The organism is Megasphaera sp. SW808, assembly GCF_012027795.1.
Classification (GTDB): domain Bacteria; phylum Bacillota; class Negativicutes; order Veillonellales; family Megasphaeraceae; genus Megasphaera; species Megasphaera stantonii.
Window position 1 is genome coordinate 1 of the sequence record NZ_SJOT01000005.1, and the last position, 13,509, is coordinate 13,509.

Consider the following 13,509-nt stretch of genomic DNA (forward strand, 5'->3'; position numbering starts at 1 on the left):
TGAAGTTCTTTTGACAATTCCCAAACAATTACTTTTCGTAATTTCTGGCTTGCCTCAACGGCTTTTATATTATAAGCTTTATCTCTTTACTTTGTCAAGAGAATTTTACAAAGAGATAGGCATCCCTTGTCTCATTCCCATAGGATGTTGTATTAACTTTCGCCTATATAAAGGATATTATGCAGTGCGTCATTTAATTTTACAACTTTTCTTCTTCATTCTGGTAAATTCATGCATTATATAGTATAATTTATAAAAGCAATATATGAATAGACATACAGTCACATCAATAGGAGATGGTAACATGATGAAGAAAAAATTTATGTTGGCTGCCGCGGCTTTGACGGCTGCGGCATGTATCGCCGGCTGCGGTTCGTCGGATAATGCCGGCGCCGAAAAGGAAAACGCCACGTTTATCGTCGGCATGGAACCGACCTTCCCGCCCTTTGAATTTACAGAAAACGATAAATACATCGGCTTCGACTTGGATTTGGCCCAGGCGCTCTGCGATAAGATGGGCGTAAAGATGGAAGTCAAGAGCATGGGCTTCGACGCCTTGATCCCGGCCCTGAAGAGCGGCCAAATCGACATGATCGCTTCCGGCATGGATGCGACGCCTGAACGGGCCAAGCAGGTTGCCTTCACGACGCCTTATTTCTTTGACGGCTATTCCGTCGTCGTCCGCAAAGACAACACGACGATCAACGGCTTTGACGACTTGAAAGGCAAGGTAGTCGGCGCACAGGTCGGCACGAAGCCCGTCGACATTGCCACGGAACACGGCGCGGCAACGGTCAAGCAGTACGACGCCAACAGCCAGGGCTGGATGGAATTGAACAGCGGCACCTGCGACGCCGTCGTCATCAACACCTCTGTCGCTTTGTTCTACCTGAAACAAGGCGGCGACAAGGACTTGAAGGTCGTCGGGGAATCGGAAGTTCTCAACGACGGCCTGGCCATGGCAATCAGCAAAGAAAAACCGGAACAGCTTGAAAAAGTCAACAAGGCCCTTGCCGACATCAAGGCTGACGGTACTTATGCTCAAATTTATAAAAAATGGTTTGGCGTAGAACCGCCTGCAGATAAATAATCTCTATGTATACGACGTATATTTTTGATTTTGATTACACGCTGGCAAATTCAGAGCAGGGCATCGTCATGTGCTTTGAAATGCTGTTTGCTGACGAGGGGTACGGCCCCGTCCCGCGCGAAGACATTTGCCGGACCATCGGCATGACGATGTACGACGCCATGGCCCGCCTGACCGGCGAAACGAATCCGGAGCGAATCGAAGAGCTCATCCGATTGTATAAAGTCCGCTATTCCGACTATTACATGGTAGATAACACGCATTTGTACCCGCAGACGGTACCCATGCTGCGCCGCTTAAAGGCAAAAGGTGCGCGCTGCTGCATCGTCTCGACGAAGACCCGGTCGCGCATTAACCAGACCATTGAAAAGGAACATCTGGAATCGCTCGTCGACTGCGTCGTCGGTATGGAAGATGTCAGCGAGGCCAAGCCGTCTCCCGAAGGGATTCAGCAGATTCAGCAGCGCTTTAATCTCGAGCCGTCTGAAATCTTATACGTCGGCGACAGCCTTATCGACGCCGAAACAGCTCTTCATGCCGGCGTAGATTTCGCCGCCGTGACGACGGGCACGACTGATGCTTCCGCCTTTGCCAGCCTGCCTCACGTTCAAATCATGCAGGATTTAAGCGAACTTGTGTAATTTTACTTTGTAAGGGGTGTTCCACATGAACAAAAAATATCTTTCTATACTCGCCGCCTCTGTCGCCGCAGTGTCTCTCTTCGCCGGCTGCGGCAGCGATTCGGCGGACAATAAGGGTACAGCCAGCGAAGAAAAAGTGCTCATCGTCGGTACGGAACCGACCTTCCCGCCTTTTGAATTTACGGAAGACGGCAAGGACGTAGGCTTTGACATCGACCTCCTCCAGGCTGTCAGCGATAAAATCGGCTACAAGATGGAAATCAAGAACCTCGGCTTCGACGCCTTGATCCCAGCCTTAAAGAGCGGCCAGATCGACCTCATCGCCGCCGGCATGGATGCGACGGAAGAACGGAAGAAGCAAGTCGATTTTACCGACGTATACTTCAGCGGCGGCTATACTGTCGTCGTCCGCAAGGACAACACGGATATTACGGGCTACGAAAGCTTAGCCGGCAAAACCGTCGGCGCCCAGGTCGGCTCGCGTGCGGCCTTCTACGCCAAGGAACATGGCGCGACAGTAAAAGAATTCGACACGAACAGCCAGGGCTGGATGGAACTGGAAGCCGGTACGTGCGACGCCGTATCGATCGACAGCGCTGTTGCCATGTATTACTTAAAACAGGGCGGCGACAAGAACCTGAAGCTCGTCGGCGATTTGATCAAGGACCGCAACGTCGCCATGGCCGTCAGCAAAGAAAAACCCGAATTGCGTGAAAAGGTAAACAACGCATTGAAGGAATTGAAAGCCGACGGCACGTACGCCAAATTATACAAAAAATGGTTCGGCACGGAACCTGCGCTTTAATAGAAACGGCCGCAAGGCAACAAAAAAACTCCCTTTCGGGAGTTTTTTTGTTATCTGCACCGCATTGCTATGCATCTGTTTTTGCTTCTCCGGCAATAGACCGCAAATCCTCATCAGGAACTATGATGAAGCGCACCGGCAAGTTCGCCGCCCCCGGCGGCATAAACCGAATGTTCATATCCGTTCCAGCCTTAAAGGTATCGACGTACTGCATGCTGTACACGTCCTCCTTGCCAATGCTGAGGGCATGGGGCGGAAGCTCGACGATTTTCCGTACCTCGTCCTTTTTTCCCTGATTATATGTGATTTCCATTACGCCGGCATATTCGCCGCCTTGGGGATTAAAGTACAAATGCAGGTCGCCCTTCCCCTTCGTGCGCAGTCCGATACGATATTCAACGCCGTAATTTCCCACGTTGACAGACAGGCGGTTGTCCATGACGTCCCGCCCCACTAAATACCGGTCGTCTTCGCCGCCGACCTTGATATAGGCCGGACCGTCTTTTGGGGCGTAGGAAAACAAGGCATCCCACTCCCGATCCTTGCCAGTAAACGTACCGCGCAGCTTAACGGAATCGCTGGGCAGGTATATCTGCTTCTGCACGAACGCAATGGGGTCTTCTTCCGACGGCACCATGATTGTCGACACATACATGGGCGACGGAAGCTCTACGTCGACAATGCCGGAAAAGAGCTGACCCCGCCAAATGACGACGTGGTCCAGCCGTTCGCCCAGCAGCGCATACCCATGGGCCGGGACGCTCACCGTATGGATCGTCTCGTCGCCTTCATAATACATCGTCGACAATGTCTTCCCGACGCTGTAAATAGACGAGCTGGGCCGGGCGTACTGGCATCCTTTGACGACGGCGTCGACAGGCTCGTCCGCCGGGTTATAGGCCATGACGACGACATTGCACGTCTGCCAGCTCTGGTTCATGTGATAAAAATAGACCCGGCAATCGCCGCTTACCTTGTCGCCATATAAAATCCCCGGCCGCTCCGGATATTCCGGGCTGTCGGAAAAAATCAGCGTCCCCGTATCGACAGGGTCCTTCATTGCAATATGCTTCATGGGAAAGCGCACGACTTTCCCCATCACCGCCGGATCGGCCGGGTCAACCGCGCCTGCAGAACCCCACAAGGCACCGGCCATCAGCAGTCCCGCCGCAACGGCTCGATATAGTTTCTTTACGTTCATCCTATCTCTCATTCCTCAATTTGCTTTGCCATATCGGAAATCTTTCGAAACCGATGGGCAAGGCCTGATTTCGTCAATCCCGACAACGTCGCCAGCTCACTCATGGACGCTTCGGGATGACTCATGCGCAGCTCCGCCGCTTCCTGCAGCTTAGGCGTCAGGCGCAGGTACAAGCCCGAAGCCTGAAGCTTTTCGATATCTCTGCGCTGGCGTATGGCCGCATCGACGGTTTTCTGCAAATTTGCCGTTTCGCAATTGACGACGCGGTTGACGTTGTTGCGCATTTCCTTGACGATACGGACGCTTTCAAACTTCATATAGGCCTGGTCAGCCCCAATGAGCTGCAAAAAGGCTGACACGCCGTTTCCCTCTTTTATATACACGAGATAATCGCCCTTGCGGTCCGTCATCTTGGCCGGCAGGTGAAACCGGCACATAATTTTAAGCAGCTTCTGGGCAAAGGATTCGTTTCCTGTCAAAAGCTCCAGATGGTAATCTCCCTTAGGCTGGTTGACGGAGCCTCCGCCCATGAAAGCGCCCCGCAGAAAGGCCCGCTGGCAGGCTGGATTTTTCAAATCAATAGCGGAAAATTCCTTGTCTTTCGGGAACAGCGACAGCTGCTGCAGCGTTTTCGTACTGGCAAAGGACGGCGGAACGCGCAGTATATAATAATTTTTCTTGCGCAGCCGAAGGCCCTGGCGCACGCGCACTTCCGGACGAACGGCAAAGGATTCCATCCACATCTTCAGGGCCTTCCGGGCTACGGCGTTGTTCGACGTGCTGAATTCGATGCCCACATGCCCGCGGGAGCCAAGCATCAGGGACCCGCCCATGCACAGCAGAGCCGCCAATTCGGCATAGCGGCAGGCGGCGTTTTCCGGCTTGCAGTGAGCAATCTCATTTTTAACCTGTTCAGCAAAGGACATAGGGTATGCCTCCTCTAGCGGCGTCTTAAATTGCGCTTCAACTCATACCGCTTCAAATAATAGTGGAGCAGCTCCGGCGACAGGTCGGTCCGCAAGGCGTTGATCAAATCGAAGAGAACATTCGCCAGTTTTTTCGGATCGTGGGTTCCGCCTTTTTCAGCGTTTACCAAATCGGCGGACAGTAGCGTCGCGCCCAAGTCTCCGACGCGCCGCTTGTCTATGACGACGGGCTGGGAGCCGGCGTCGGCATACCGCTGCAGCACGGCCGTGTCAATATCGCCGCTGTTGGCGATGACGAAATCGACGATTTCCTGGCCGGCATGCTGGTTGATGGCCTTGACGTGATCCGACACGGTGTAGCCGTCCGTTTCCCCGGGCTGGGTCATGACGTTGCAGATATAAATCTTCTTGGCTTTGCTGGCCCGCACGGCCGCCGCTATATCGGGGACGCACAAATTCGGCATAATGCTGGTATACAGGCTTCCCGGCCCCAGCACGATGACGTCGGCTTCCTGAATCGCCTCGATGGCAGACTGAATCGCCTTAGGCTGTTCAGGCGTCGTAAACACCCGTTTGATTTTGCCGTGGGCGTGGGGAATCTGCGACTCGCCGCAAATGACCCGGCCGTCAGTCATCTCCGCGTTCAGCTGTATTTTTTCCGCCGACGCAGGAATGACCTTGCCGCGGACCTTCAAAACCTTGCTCGTCGCATCCATAGCCTCCTCTACGTCGCCGAGAACTTCGATCAAGGCGGCGATAAATAAATTGCCGAAGCTGTGGCCCGTCAAATTGCCGGAGCCGCCGAAGCGATGGGCAAAGAGCTTTTCCATCAGCCCTTCCTTATCGGCCAGGGCGACTAGGCAGTTTCGCAAATCGCCGGGAGCGATGATATCCAAATCCTGCCGTATGCGGCCCGTAGAGCCGCCGTCGTCGGCTACGGTAACGACGGCCGTCAGATTATACGTCTTGGTCTTCAGCCCTCGCAGCATGACCGACAGCCCCGTGCCGCCGCCGATGACGACGACCTTCGGCCCCTTAGCCAGCTGCAGATTGGACAAGATTAAATCACTGATGTTTTCCGACTCATTGGGCATGACGACGCCCAGCATCGTCCGGATAAGCCGGCGCGTCGCCCATCCCATGAGGAAAAGGCCCGACACGATGACGAGGATGCCGATCGTCGCCAGCACCGTATAGTTGTAATGGCCGGTCATTTCGTACAGCAGGCGGAACATCCACTCTTCAACCTGCCCCAGCCATTGGTAGTTAAAGGTCAGGACCAGGCCGAAGCTGGTCGCCATCATTCCCAAGCCGAAAAGAAACAGCCATCGCTTGATATGCAGTCCCGGATGCAGCCATTTAAAAAAGCGCATACTCCGACACCTCCATTACATTCCTTCGTAGCCCGGCGCGTCTTCTTCTACGTCGTTTTTATACAGGTCCCGATGCTCGATGGATACGTCTACGCCCGTTTCTTTCAAGTGCTTGTACAAGGCCTCGGCCATGCAGACGCTGCGGTGCATGCCGCCGGTGCAGCCGACGGCGATGACCAGCTGGCTCTTTCCCTCCCGTTCGTAGTTGGGCAGCAGGAAATCGATCATGTCAAACCATTTTTCCTTGAAGGTCGCCGATATGGGAAAGCTTTCTACGTACTCGCGAACGGCAGGAACGCGGCCTGATTTATTTCGATATTCTTCGATGTAAAAGGGATTAGGCAAAAAACGGACGTCTTCGACAATGTCGGCATCGATGGGCATGCCGTGCTTAAATCCGAAGGATACGACCGTAACGTTCATGCCCTTCCGTCCCTCGCTAATAGCGTATTTCTTCACCAGCAGCTCTTTAAGCTGCTTCGGCTTCAAATTCGTCGTATCGATGATGAAATCGGCGTGCTTCCGCAGCGATTCCAGACGCTTTCGTTCTTCTGCAATCCCCTGGCTCAGCCGGCTGTGCGGCGCCAGCGGGTGCAGACGGCGCGTTTCCTTATAGCGGCGCACGAGGGTCTGGTCCGACGCTTCGATAAATACGATTTCATACGAAACGCCCTGGGCTTTCAATTCTTTCAGCGACTGGCTCATAGCGTCGAAAAATTCTCCGCCCCGTATATCGGCGATGAGGGCCACGTGACGAACCCGTTCGCCGCCCTTCATGCATAATTCGGCAAACTTAGGAATGAGGACGGGAGGAATATTATCGATGCAGAAATAGCCCATATCTTCCAATGCCTGTACCGCCTGGCTTTTACCGGCGCCAGACATGCCGGTTACGATAATCAGATGGAATTGGTCCATAAGAGCCTCCTTATCTATAAAACGAACTTCTCAATCACCTTGGCGACGCCGTCGCCGTCGTTGCCGGCCGTGACGTAATCCACGACGTCCTTTACAGCCGACGAGGCGTTGTCCATGGCGACGGCAAAGCCCGCCTCTTTCAGCATATCGACGTCGTTCGGCGAATCGCCGACGGCCATAATCTGTTCGACAGGCACCTGGAACAGCTCGCCCAGGCGATGCAGGCCAATACCCTTATTCACGCCCTTCGGCATGATTTCCAAAAACGTCGGATCGGAAAACAAAATAGTAAACCGGCCCGGCATCGCCTCTTCGATAATCTCCCTGCGCCGTACCAGCTCTTCGTGCTTGCCGCGGCTCAGCATTTTATTGGGTGCGCCCTGGGGAGTATAAAAATCGTCGCCGCAGACGACGGCCCGGCAATGGGTAATGCGCTCGTAGTCCTGAATCCATTCTTCATATTCGGCTACGCGCAGCACGTCGTCAATGTAGGTCTGCATCTGCCAGCCCATCCGTTTCGTCAGGGCCAGCAGTTCCGCCGCATCCTCCACATCAATGGCCTGTTCAAACAGCTTCCGTTTCGATTCGACCGTCTGGATCAGCCCGCCGGCATAGAGCATCATCGGAATATCTCCCAGCCCCAGCAGCTTGCCATAGGGGCTGGCCGTCGCATACATGCGGCCTGTAGCGATGGCCACAACGACGCCGCGCGAGCAGGCTTCCTGAATCGCGCCGAGAGTCCGCGGCGATACGGCAGAGTCGCTGCGCAGCAGCGTGCCGTCCAAATCGAGGGCAATCATGCGTATAGTTGATTTCGGAGCATTCATTGTGCGTCTCCTTTCTTCCATTCGAAGGGCTGACCGCCTGTCGACGGCGCCATCTGGGACGGATATACGCCGGACAGAGCCAAATCGTCGGCAAAGGCTTCGGCCAGCCGGTCTATTTTCTTCTGCTGTTCTTCCGTCGCCTGACTCCGGTTACGCAGGGCCGCTTCTACCATGGGCACCATTTCAAACCGGGTCAGGGGATAGGACGGCGAAAATTTCGACAGGTCAGCGTCGGTCAGGCCGTCCTTCGTCAAATCGTATACGTACTGATATTCCCAGGAATTTCGTTCCATCGCGTCAAAGGGATTGGGCGCGTAGGGATTATAGGCCCCTGCGCCGCCGGTCAGCAGCACGGCGGCGGCCATGAGCAGCAAGGCAAATCGTTTCATCCTTCCATACCTCCATAAAATAAATATACTCCCTGCCGGGTCTAACTGCGTCGTCATACCTGAAAGAGAGCATATTCGTTCCTATTATTCTTCTGCTTTTGCGTCTTCCGCAGGCGGTTCTTCCACCGGCTTAACCGCTGCGTCGGCATCTTTTTTGCTGTCTAAGGCCATATCGTCCAACAGCCGCAGCTGGCTGGTCAAAATAGCCCGGCATTTTTCACGGAACGCCCGGGTCTGGGCGACTACCTTGTCTAATTCCTGCTGAGAGGCCTGCAGGCTCATCGTCGTTTCGTTCAGCATCTGCTTTTTCTTATTCGACGCTTCCTGCAGGATGAGCTCCGCTTCCTTGCGGGCCGTGATCTTGACGTTTTCCGCCGTCTGCTGGGCGAGCATCAGGGTGCTGTTCATCGTCGATTCCATCTTTTCATACTGCGTCAGCTTGTCCTGCAGCTTGTCACACCGTTCTTTCAGCTCGCAATATTCGCGATAGACCTTTTCATAGTCGGCGGCAATGCTTTCCATAAAAGCGTCTACGTCTTCTTCACTATAACCGCGGAACCCCCGTTTGAATTCTTTATTATGAATATCCATTGGTGTCAGCATGACAAAAATCCTCCTTGAATCAGATCTACTACAACCCAATACGCCTTACATATACCGCTTCAGCAGCACGCCGATGCGCCCCTTGCGGGACGTCCCCGTAATCTGCGCTAGTTCCATACGGCCCTTGCCGCGCAGGGAGATGACGTCGCCTTCCTGCACGTCCTGAGACGGCCCCTTTGCCGGCTGCCAGTTTACCTGTACGCGGTCGCCTTTAATCGCTTCGGCCGCCTTCGTGCGGGAAATCCCAAATCCCGACGACGCGACGGCATCCAGCCGCAGGGACGCGACAGTCGTCTTGATTTCCTTTACCTTTTCCTGCCGCGGCGCAATATCGCTCAGCGGCATTTCTTCGACCGTTACGGACACCATGGCCACCTTGGTGAAGTTCTGCTTCAGGTACTGCAGCAGCGCCGTATCAGCCAGAAGGATTGCGCCGTCGTCCTGCATGATAATGTCTCCGAACCGTTCGCGGCCGATGCCCAGCCCCATGAGGGAGCCCAGCACGTCGCGATGGCTGAGAAGGCGGTAGCGGGAATCCCATTTAACCCGGCAAGCCGTCAGGTTAAAGTCCACCGGGCCGTCGTAATCGGCGCTGACAAAAGCCAGCTTTACCCGTTCCGCGCCCTGATAGCCGCCGAAGGTACGCAGCACCAGCGCCGGCGCATGAGCCTGAATCGTTTCGCCGATCTGCACCGCGCCGGGCGAAACGAACTCGCTGACGGCATAGGGACGGCCCTTAGCTGCGCTGTCGGCCAAATCAATCAGCCTGGCTGCCAGTTCCCCGTTATCCGTGCCTTGGTAATACCGAATAATTCTATCTCTGTTTTTCACAAAAATCCCTCGTTATGTCTTACTTCTGCGGCGTGTCGTCGCCGTTATTCCAGGCCAGCTGCGCCGCGCTGAAATCGCCGTAGTCGTGCTTGCTTCTGTCAACGGTCACGTTGCTCGGGACGCACAGGAAAATATCCTTGCCGACCTTCTGGATGTTGCCGTCGAGAGCGTACGTCGCGCCGCTGATGAAGTCTACGACGCGCTTCGACACGTCGGGAGCCGTCGATTCAAAGTTGATGACCACGGGCTTGCGTTCCCGCAGGAAATCGGCGATGCTCTGCGAATCGTCAAAGGTTTCCGGTTCGACGATCATCATTTTCAGGGGCTGCGCCGGCTGTGCGCCGTATCCTAAGGCAGGACGATGGGGCGCAGCGACAGAGCGGCGGTTCTGCCGTTCTTCCACAACGTCTTCTTCGTCTTCGAATTCATCCGTTTCGAAATCGTCTTCGTCGTTTACTCCGCTAATAGAATTCGTAACCTTATTCCAAACATCTTTCAATCCCATGTCATATCCTCCTTAGTAATTACGAGCGCCGAAGATAGCCGTCCCTACGCGGACTACGTTCGCGCCTTCTTCAATTGCTATTTCAAAATCATGGGTCATGCCCATAGACAGATACTGAACCTGGCCTTCAGGGAATTTAAGCTTCATATCGTCGTACAGCGCGCGAGCGATGCGAAAGATGGGACGAACGTCCTCTACCTGCTCAAAATTCGGCGCGATGCACATCAGCCCTCGTACGCAGACGTTGGGAAGCTCTCCGGCTAATCGGCACAGGGCGGGAAAATCTTCCACTTCCATGCCGAACTTCGTTTCTTCCCGGGCTACGTTGACCTGCAGCAAAATATCCTGAACCTTGCCGATTTTTCCGGCTTCCTTGTCGACGGCCCGCAGCAAATGCTCCGAGTCGACGGAATGAATCAAATCAAAGTGTTCGACGGCATGCTTGGCCTTATTGGTCTGCAAGTGGCCGATCAGATGCCACGTCAATCCGTTATCGGGAAATTCCTTCTGTTTCTGCAGAGCTTCCTGCACGCGGTTTTCACCTACGTCGGTAATACCGGCTGCGGCCGCTTCTTCCATGAATTCGACCGGGTGGTTCTTCGTCACGGCGACCAGCGTAATCGCATCGGTCCTCCCGACGCGGGCGGCGGCTGCGGAAATCCGCTGCCGTACGGCTTCAATATTATCCTTAATCAAGCGTAATCCCTCCGTAGCGCCCATAGTTTCAGTAGGGTACATGACTTACTTCATAAAACATTACACTGTTTCTATTATATATATTTAACGCTGCAAATGCTAGTAATTTTTATAAAAAATTCTCACTCCGTCCATTCGCCTTCGTCAACCGCCTCCAAAGCCCTTAAAGAACGGCGAAGGCCGCCATGCGGCCCGTGCGGCCGAAGTCCCGCCGGTAGGAAAAAAATCGTTCTTCCTCTTCGTATACGCACGAAGAAGAAATATCTATATGCCCGGGCAGAAGTCCCGCTCCTGTCAGCAGCTTCTGCGCAGCCTGCTTCAAATCGATCGTCCGCCGGTCTCCGCGGCCGATGCAGCAGGCATAAGCAGGCCCCAGGCGTTCTACGACCTGAGCAAAGCCTTCGCTGATTTCGACATGGTCCGCTCCGGCGCAGGGACCGATGTAGGCGTACAGGTCGGCAGGAACAGAACCGTATACCAGCTCCATGGCCAGGACCATTTTCGCAGGCAGCCTCGTCGTCGTTTCCTGCAGACCGGCCCGTCCGACAGCACAGGCATGACGGGCCGGATCGAACAGAATGACCGGAGCGCTGTCTGCAGTAAAAACAGCCAAGGGCAATCCGGCGCAGTTTGTCATCAAGGCATCTGTATGAGCCAGCTCCGTATGGACACTGCCGGCGCCGCATCCGGCTTCGGCAGGACCGACGGCAACGATATGTCCTTCTCCGGTCTGGCGGCACGTCGTCAGCTTCGTCAGATCCATGCCGACAGCCTGGCACAAACGGCGGCGGTTTTCCAGCACATGCAGCGCAGCATCCCCGGTCTGAAACGACAGGTTCAGCGATTCATAGGCCCCCCGGCTCACGCCGCCGCCGCGGCCCGTCGCGCCGTGACGCAGGCCAGCCTGCCGCAGCAGGCAGCTCTGTTCCCAGCCGAGGCCATTGCGGCTAATCCATTCCGTCGCCATTGCCGCCTCCGCATACATGACACCGCCGGCAGCCGTCAAAGCACGGTATCGTAAACGCGCCCTTACGAGCCAGCTCCAGCTCTTTTACCAGATAGTCCGTATCTAATCCCATATCCAGCACGCTCCACGGCAATACGGCGTCGACAGGCCGTTCCGTATACAAGAAATCCTGTACGTCGAAGCGAAGCTCTTTCACGGCTCGTTTCCAGCCCTTTACGCCGCCGTATTGATGGGCCAGGGCCAGCAATTGGCCGACTCTCCGGTCGCCGCGGGCCAGCACGCCCTGAATGTAGCATTGCCGCAGCGGCTCGGCCAATATTTCGATTTGCTTATCCTTGTCCAAGGCCTTCTTTATATAGGACAGCCGTTTTTCGACGGTCTTCTGGTCGGTCATAGCCATCCACTGGAAGGGCGTGCACGGCTTGGGAATAAAGGGATTGATGCTCAGAGTAATCTTTCCCTTATTGCCGATGGAAGCCATATGGGCCTGCACGCGCCTGGTCATCGTCACGATGCCTTCGATGTCCTCGTCTGTTTCCATAGGAAGGCCAATCATGATGTACATGCGGACGTGGCGGATGCCGGCAGCCGTCGCCAAATCGATGGAATGGAGCAGGTGCTCTTCCGTAATCCCTTTATTGATGATGTCGCGCATGTGGGTGCTGCCCGCTTCCGGCGCCAGGGTAATCGTCTTTTGGCCGCTTTCGGCCAGCCCCTTAACGATGGCCGGCGTAATCGAATCGGCCCGCAGGGAGGCGCAGGAAAACGCCAGCCCCTGGCTGCGGATAAATTCGACGAGCTCGTCGATATAGGGATAGTCCGATATGGCCGCGCCCATGAGGCCGATTTTCTTGCCCAGGCGCTTGCCCCTCAGCACGGCTTCCTTCACGTATTCCAAAGGCCGCACGCGGGGCCGCCGGTAACAGTAGCCGGCCATGCAGAACCGGCAGTGCCGGCCGCAGCCGCGGGCGATTTCAATGAGGTACATCGCTCCGAATTCCGTATGGGGCGTCGCCACGACCGTTTCTCCCGGCCCAGTAAGCTCCCGCCACTGCCGCCGTACCGACGGCGGCGCGCCGTCTTCCGGGACGATGGCCCGCAAACGGCCGTCCTCGTCGTATTCATGACGATACAGGGACGGCACGTATACGCCGGGCACCTTCGCCAGCCGCCGCAGCAGCGCCTGCCGGCTTTCCCCGGCCTCGCGGCCCGCCGTGTAGGCGTCTAAAAAAGAATGGATCAGCCCTTCACCTTCTCCGATCAGACAGACGTCGACAAAAGGAGACAAGGGTTCGGGATTAAAAAACGCTACGGGGCCGCCCATGACGACGAGAGGGTCCATTTCCTCCCGATCCGCAGCCAGCACGGGCACGCGGCCCTGCTCCAGCATAGCCGGAATATTAAAATAATCCATTTCAAAGCTAACGGATAAGCCGATGATTTCAAAATCACAGAGAGGCCGGCCGTTTTCCAGGGTCAGCAAAGGAGAGCGCTCTTTAGCGTACAAGGCGGCCAATTCTTTATCGGGAAGGAAGGCCCGTTCGCACAGCCAGTCGGCCCGTTCGTTCACTTCGCGATAAATGATCTGCATTCCCAGGTTGCTCATGGCGACTTCATACGTGTTGGGGTAGCAAAGGGCCATAGCCCGCCGCGTGCCGAAGGGATACTTGTAATATCCCGTCTCGTCAGCCAGGCGCCCGGCTAATTTCCGTTCAATCTGCCAGCTCATGACATGCT

The 13,509-nt window shown here is 55.3% G+C and carries 15 protein-coding genes; 3 read left to right on the forward strand and 12 right to left on the reverse strand.

Features of this window, described 5'->3' with window-relative positions; genetic code table 11:
* Positions 1-304 precede the first annotated feature (304 nt).
* The 3 genes from E0L13_RS02880 to E0L13_RS02890 are packed head-to-tail and all read left to right on the forward strand — an operon-like array spanning position 305 to position 2,536.
* Entirely contained in the window at positions 305-1,090 is a 786-nt protein-coding gene (locus tag E0L13_RS02880; RefSeq protein WP_168060183.1) for a basic amino acid ABC transporter substrate-binding protein, read from the forward strand.
* A 5-nt stretch (positions 1,091-1,095) separates the two neighbouring features.
* Positions 1,096-1,731, forward strand: coding sequence for an HAD-IA family hydrolase (locus tag E0L13_RS02885; RefSeq protein ID WP_168060185.1), 636 nt, complete (start codon positions 1,096-1,098; stop codon positions 1,729-1,731).
* Between the two features lie 25 nt (positions 1,732-1,756).
* Positions 1,757-2,536, forward strand: a complete 780-nt coding sequence (locus E0L13_RS02890; protein WP_168060187.1) for a basic amino acid ABC transporter substrate-binding protein — start codon at positions 1,757-1,759, stop codon at positions 2,534-2,536.
* 67 nt (positions 2,537-2,603) lie between these two features.
* Here E0L13_RS02890 and E0L13_RS02895 read toward each other — a convergent pair whose 3' ends face one another.
* The 12 genes from E0L13_RS02895 to E0L13_RS02950 form a co-directional block, all read right to left on the reverse strand.
* Complete coding sequence (locus E0L13_RS02895; protein WP_168060189.1) at positions 2,604-3,737, reverse strand: hypothetical protein; 1,134 nt, start codon at positions 3,735-3,737, stop codon at positions 2,604-2,606.
* Between the two features lie 8 nt (positions 3,738-3,745).
* Entirely contained in the window at positions 3,746-4,663 is a 918-nt protein-coding gene (gene whiA / locus E0L13_RS02900; protein WP_087478244.1) for a DNA-binding protein WhiA, read from the reverse strand.
* A gap of 14 nt (positions 4,664-4,677) precedes the next feature.
* Positions 4,678-6,036 carry a YvcK family protein gene (locus E0L13_RS02905; RefSeq protein ID WP_168060191.1) on the reverse strand — a complete coding sequence of 453 codons (1,359 nt, stop codon included), beginning with the start codon at positions 6,034-6,036 and terminating at the stop codon, positions 4,678-4,680.
* 15 nt (positions 6,037-6,051) lie between these two features.
* Positions 6,052-6,954, reverse strand: coding sequence for an RNase adapter RapZ (gene rapZ, locus E0L13_RS02910; RefSeq protein WP_087478242.1), 903 nt, complete (start codon positions 6,952-6,954; stop codon positions 6,052-6,054).
* Between the two features lie 14 nt (positions 6,955-6,968).
* Positions 6,969-7,781 (reverse strand): Cof-type HAD-IIB family hydrolase, encoded by an 813-nt coding sequence (locus E0L13_RS02915; RefSeq protein WP_168060193.1) that lies wholly within the window; start codon positions 7,779-7,781, stop codon positions 6,969-6,971.
* Positions 7,778-8,170, reverse strand: coding sequence for a hypothetical protein (locus E0L13_RS02920; RefSeq protein WP_168060195.1), 393 nt, complete (start codon positions 8,168-8,170; stop codon positions 7,778-7,780). Before E0L13_RS02920 ends, E0L13_RS02915 begins: the two co-directional genes overlap by 4 nt.
* 84 nt (positions 8,171-8,254) lie before the next feature.
* Positions 8,255-8,773 (reverse strand): DivIVA domain-containing protein, encoded by a 519-nt coding sequence (locus tag E0L13_RS02925; RefSeq protein ID WP_168060197.1) that lies wholly within the window; start codon positions 8,771-8,773, stop codon positions 8,255-8,257.
* Positions 8,774-8,818: 45 nt separating this feature from the next.
* Positions 8,819-9,604 carry a YlmH/Sll1252 family protein gene (locus E0L13_RS02930; protein WP_168060199.1) on the reverse strand — a complete coding sequence of 262 codons (786 nt, stop codon included), beginning with the start codon at positions 9,602-9,604 and terminating at the stop codon, positions 8,819-8,821.
* 19 nt (positions 9,605-9,623) lie between these two features.
* The gene (gene sepF / locus E0L13_RS02935; protein WP_095629879.1) at positions 9,624-10,109 is read right to left on the reverse strand and encodes a cell division protein SepF; all 486 of its coding nucleotides are present in this window, start codon (positions 10,107-10,109) and stop codon (positions 9,624-9,626) included.
* 12 nt (positions 10,110-10,121) lie between these two features.
* The gene (locus E0L13_RS02940; RefSeq protein WP_168060201.1) at positions 10,122-10,805 is read right to left on the reverse strand and encodes a YggS family pyridoxal phosphate-dependent enzyme; all 684 of its coding nucleotides are present in this window, start codon (positions 10,803-10,805) and stop codon (positions 10,122-10,124) included.
* A 163-nt stretch (positions 10,806-10,968) separates the two neighbouring features.
* Positions 10,969-11,772 (reverse strand): polyphenol oxidase family protein, encoded by an 804-nt coding sequence (locus tag E0L13_RS02945; RefSeq protein ID WP_168060203.1) that lies wholly within the window; start codon positions 11,770-11,772, stop codon positions 10,969-10,971.
* Positions 11,753-13,501 carry a radical SAM protein gene (locus E0L13_RS02950; RefSeq protein WP_168060205.1) on the reverse strand — a complete coding sequence of 583 codons (1,749 nt, stop codon included), beginning with the start codon at positions 13,499-13,501 and terminating at the stop codon, positions 11,753-11,755. Before E0L13_RS02950 ends, E0L13_RS02945 begins: the two co-directional genes overlap by 20 nt.
* Positions 13,502-13,509 lie beyond the last annotated feature (8 nt).

Bases quoted from the DNA above. Each gene is read 5' to 3' on its own strand.
- sepF (WP_095629879.1), bottom strand. From the start codon at position 10,109: ATGGGATTGAAAGATGTTTGGAATAAGGTTACGAATTCTATTAGCGGA.
- E0L13_RS02950 (WP_168060205.1), bottom strand. From the start codon at position 13,501: ATGAGCTGGCAGATTGAACGGAAATTAGCCGGGCGCCTGGCTGACGAG.
- E0L13_RS02895 (WP_168060189.1), bottom strand. From the start codon at position 3,737: ATGAACGTAAAGAAACTATATCGAGCCGTTGCGGCGGGACTGCTGATG.
- E0L13_RS02925 (WP_168060197.1), bottom strand. From the start codon at position 8,773: ATGCTGACACCAATGGATATTCATAATAAAGAATTCAAACGGGGGTTC.
- E0L13_RS02945 (WP_168060203.1), bottom strand. From the start codon at position 11,772: ATGGCGACGGAATGGATTAGCCGCAATGGCCTCGGCTGGGAACAGAGC.
- E0L13_RS02885 (WP_168060185.1), top strand. From the start codon at position 1,096: ATGTATACGACGTATATTTTTGATTTTGATTACACGCTGGCAAATTCA.
- rapZ (WP_087478242.1), bottom strand. From the start codon at position 6,954: ATGGACCAATTCCATCTGATTATCGTAACCGGCATGTCTGGCGCCGGT.
- E0L13_RS02880 (WP_168060183.1), top strand. From the start codon at position 305: ATGATGAAGAAAAAATTTATGTTGGCTGCCGCGGCTTTGACGGCTGCG.
- E0L13_RS02905 (WP_168060191.1), bottom strand. From the start codon at position 6,036: ATGCGCTTTTTTAAATGGCTGCATCCGGGACTGCATATCAAGCGATGG.
- E0L13_RS02915 (WP_168060193.1), bottom strand. From the start codon at position 7,781: ATGAATGCTCCGAAATCAACTATACGCATGATTGCCCTCGATTTGGAC.
- E0L13_RS02920 (WP_168060195.1), bottom strand. From the start codon at position 8,170: ATGAAACGATTTGCCTTGCTGCTCATGGCCGCCGCCGTGCTGCTGACC.
- E0L13_RS02890 (WP_168060187.1), top strand. From the start codon at position 1,757: ATGAACAAAAAATATCTTTCTATACTCGCCGCCTCTGTCGCCGCAGTG.
- whiA (WP_087478244.1), bottom strand. From the start codon at position 4,663: ATGTCCTTTGCTGAACAGGTTAAAAATGAGATTGCTCACTGCAAGCCG.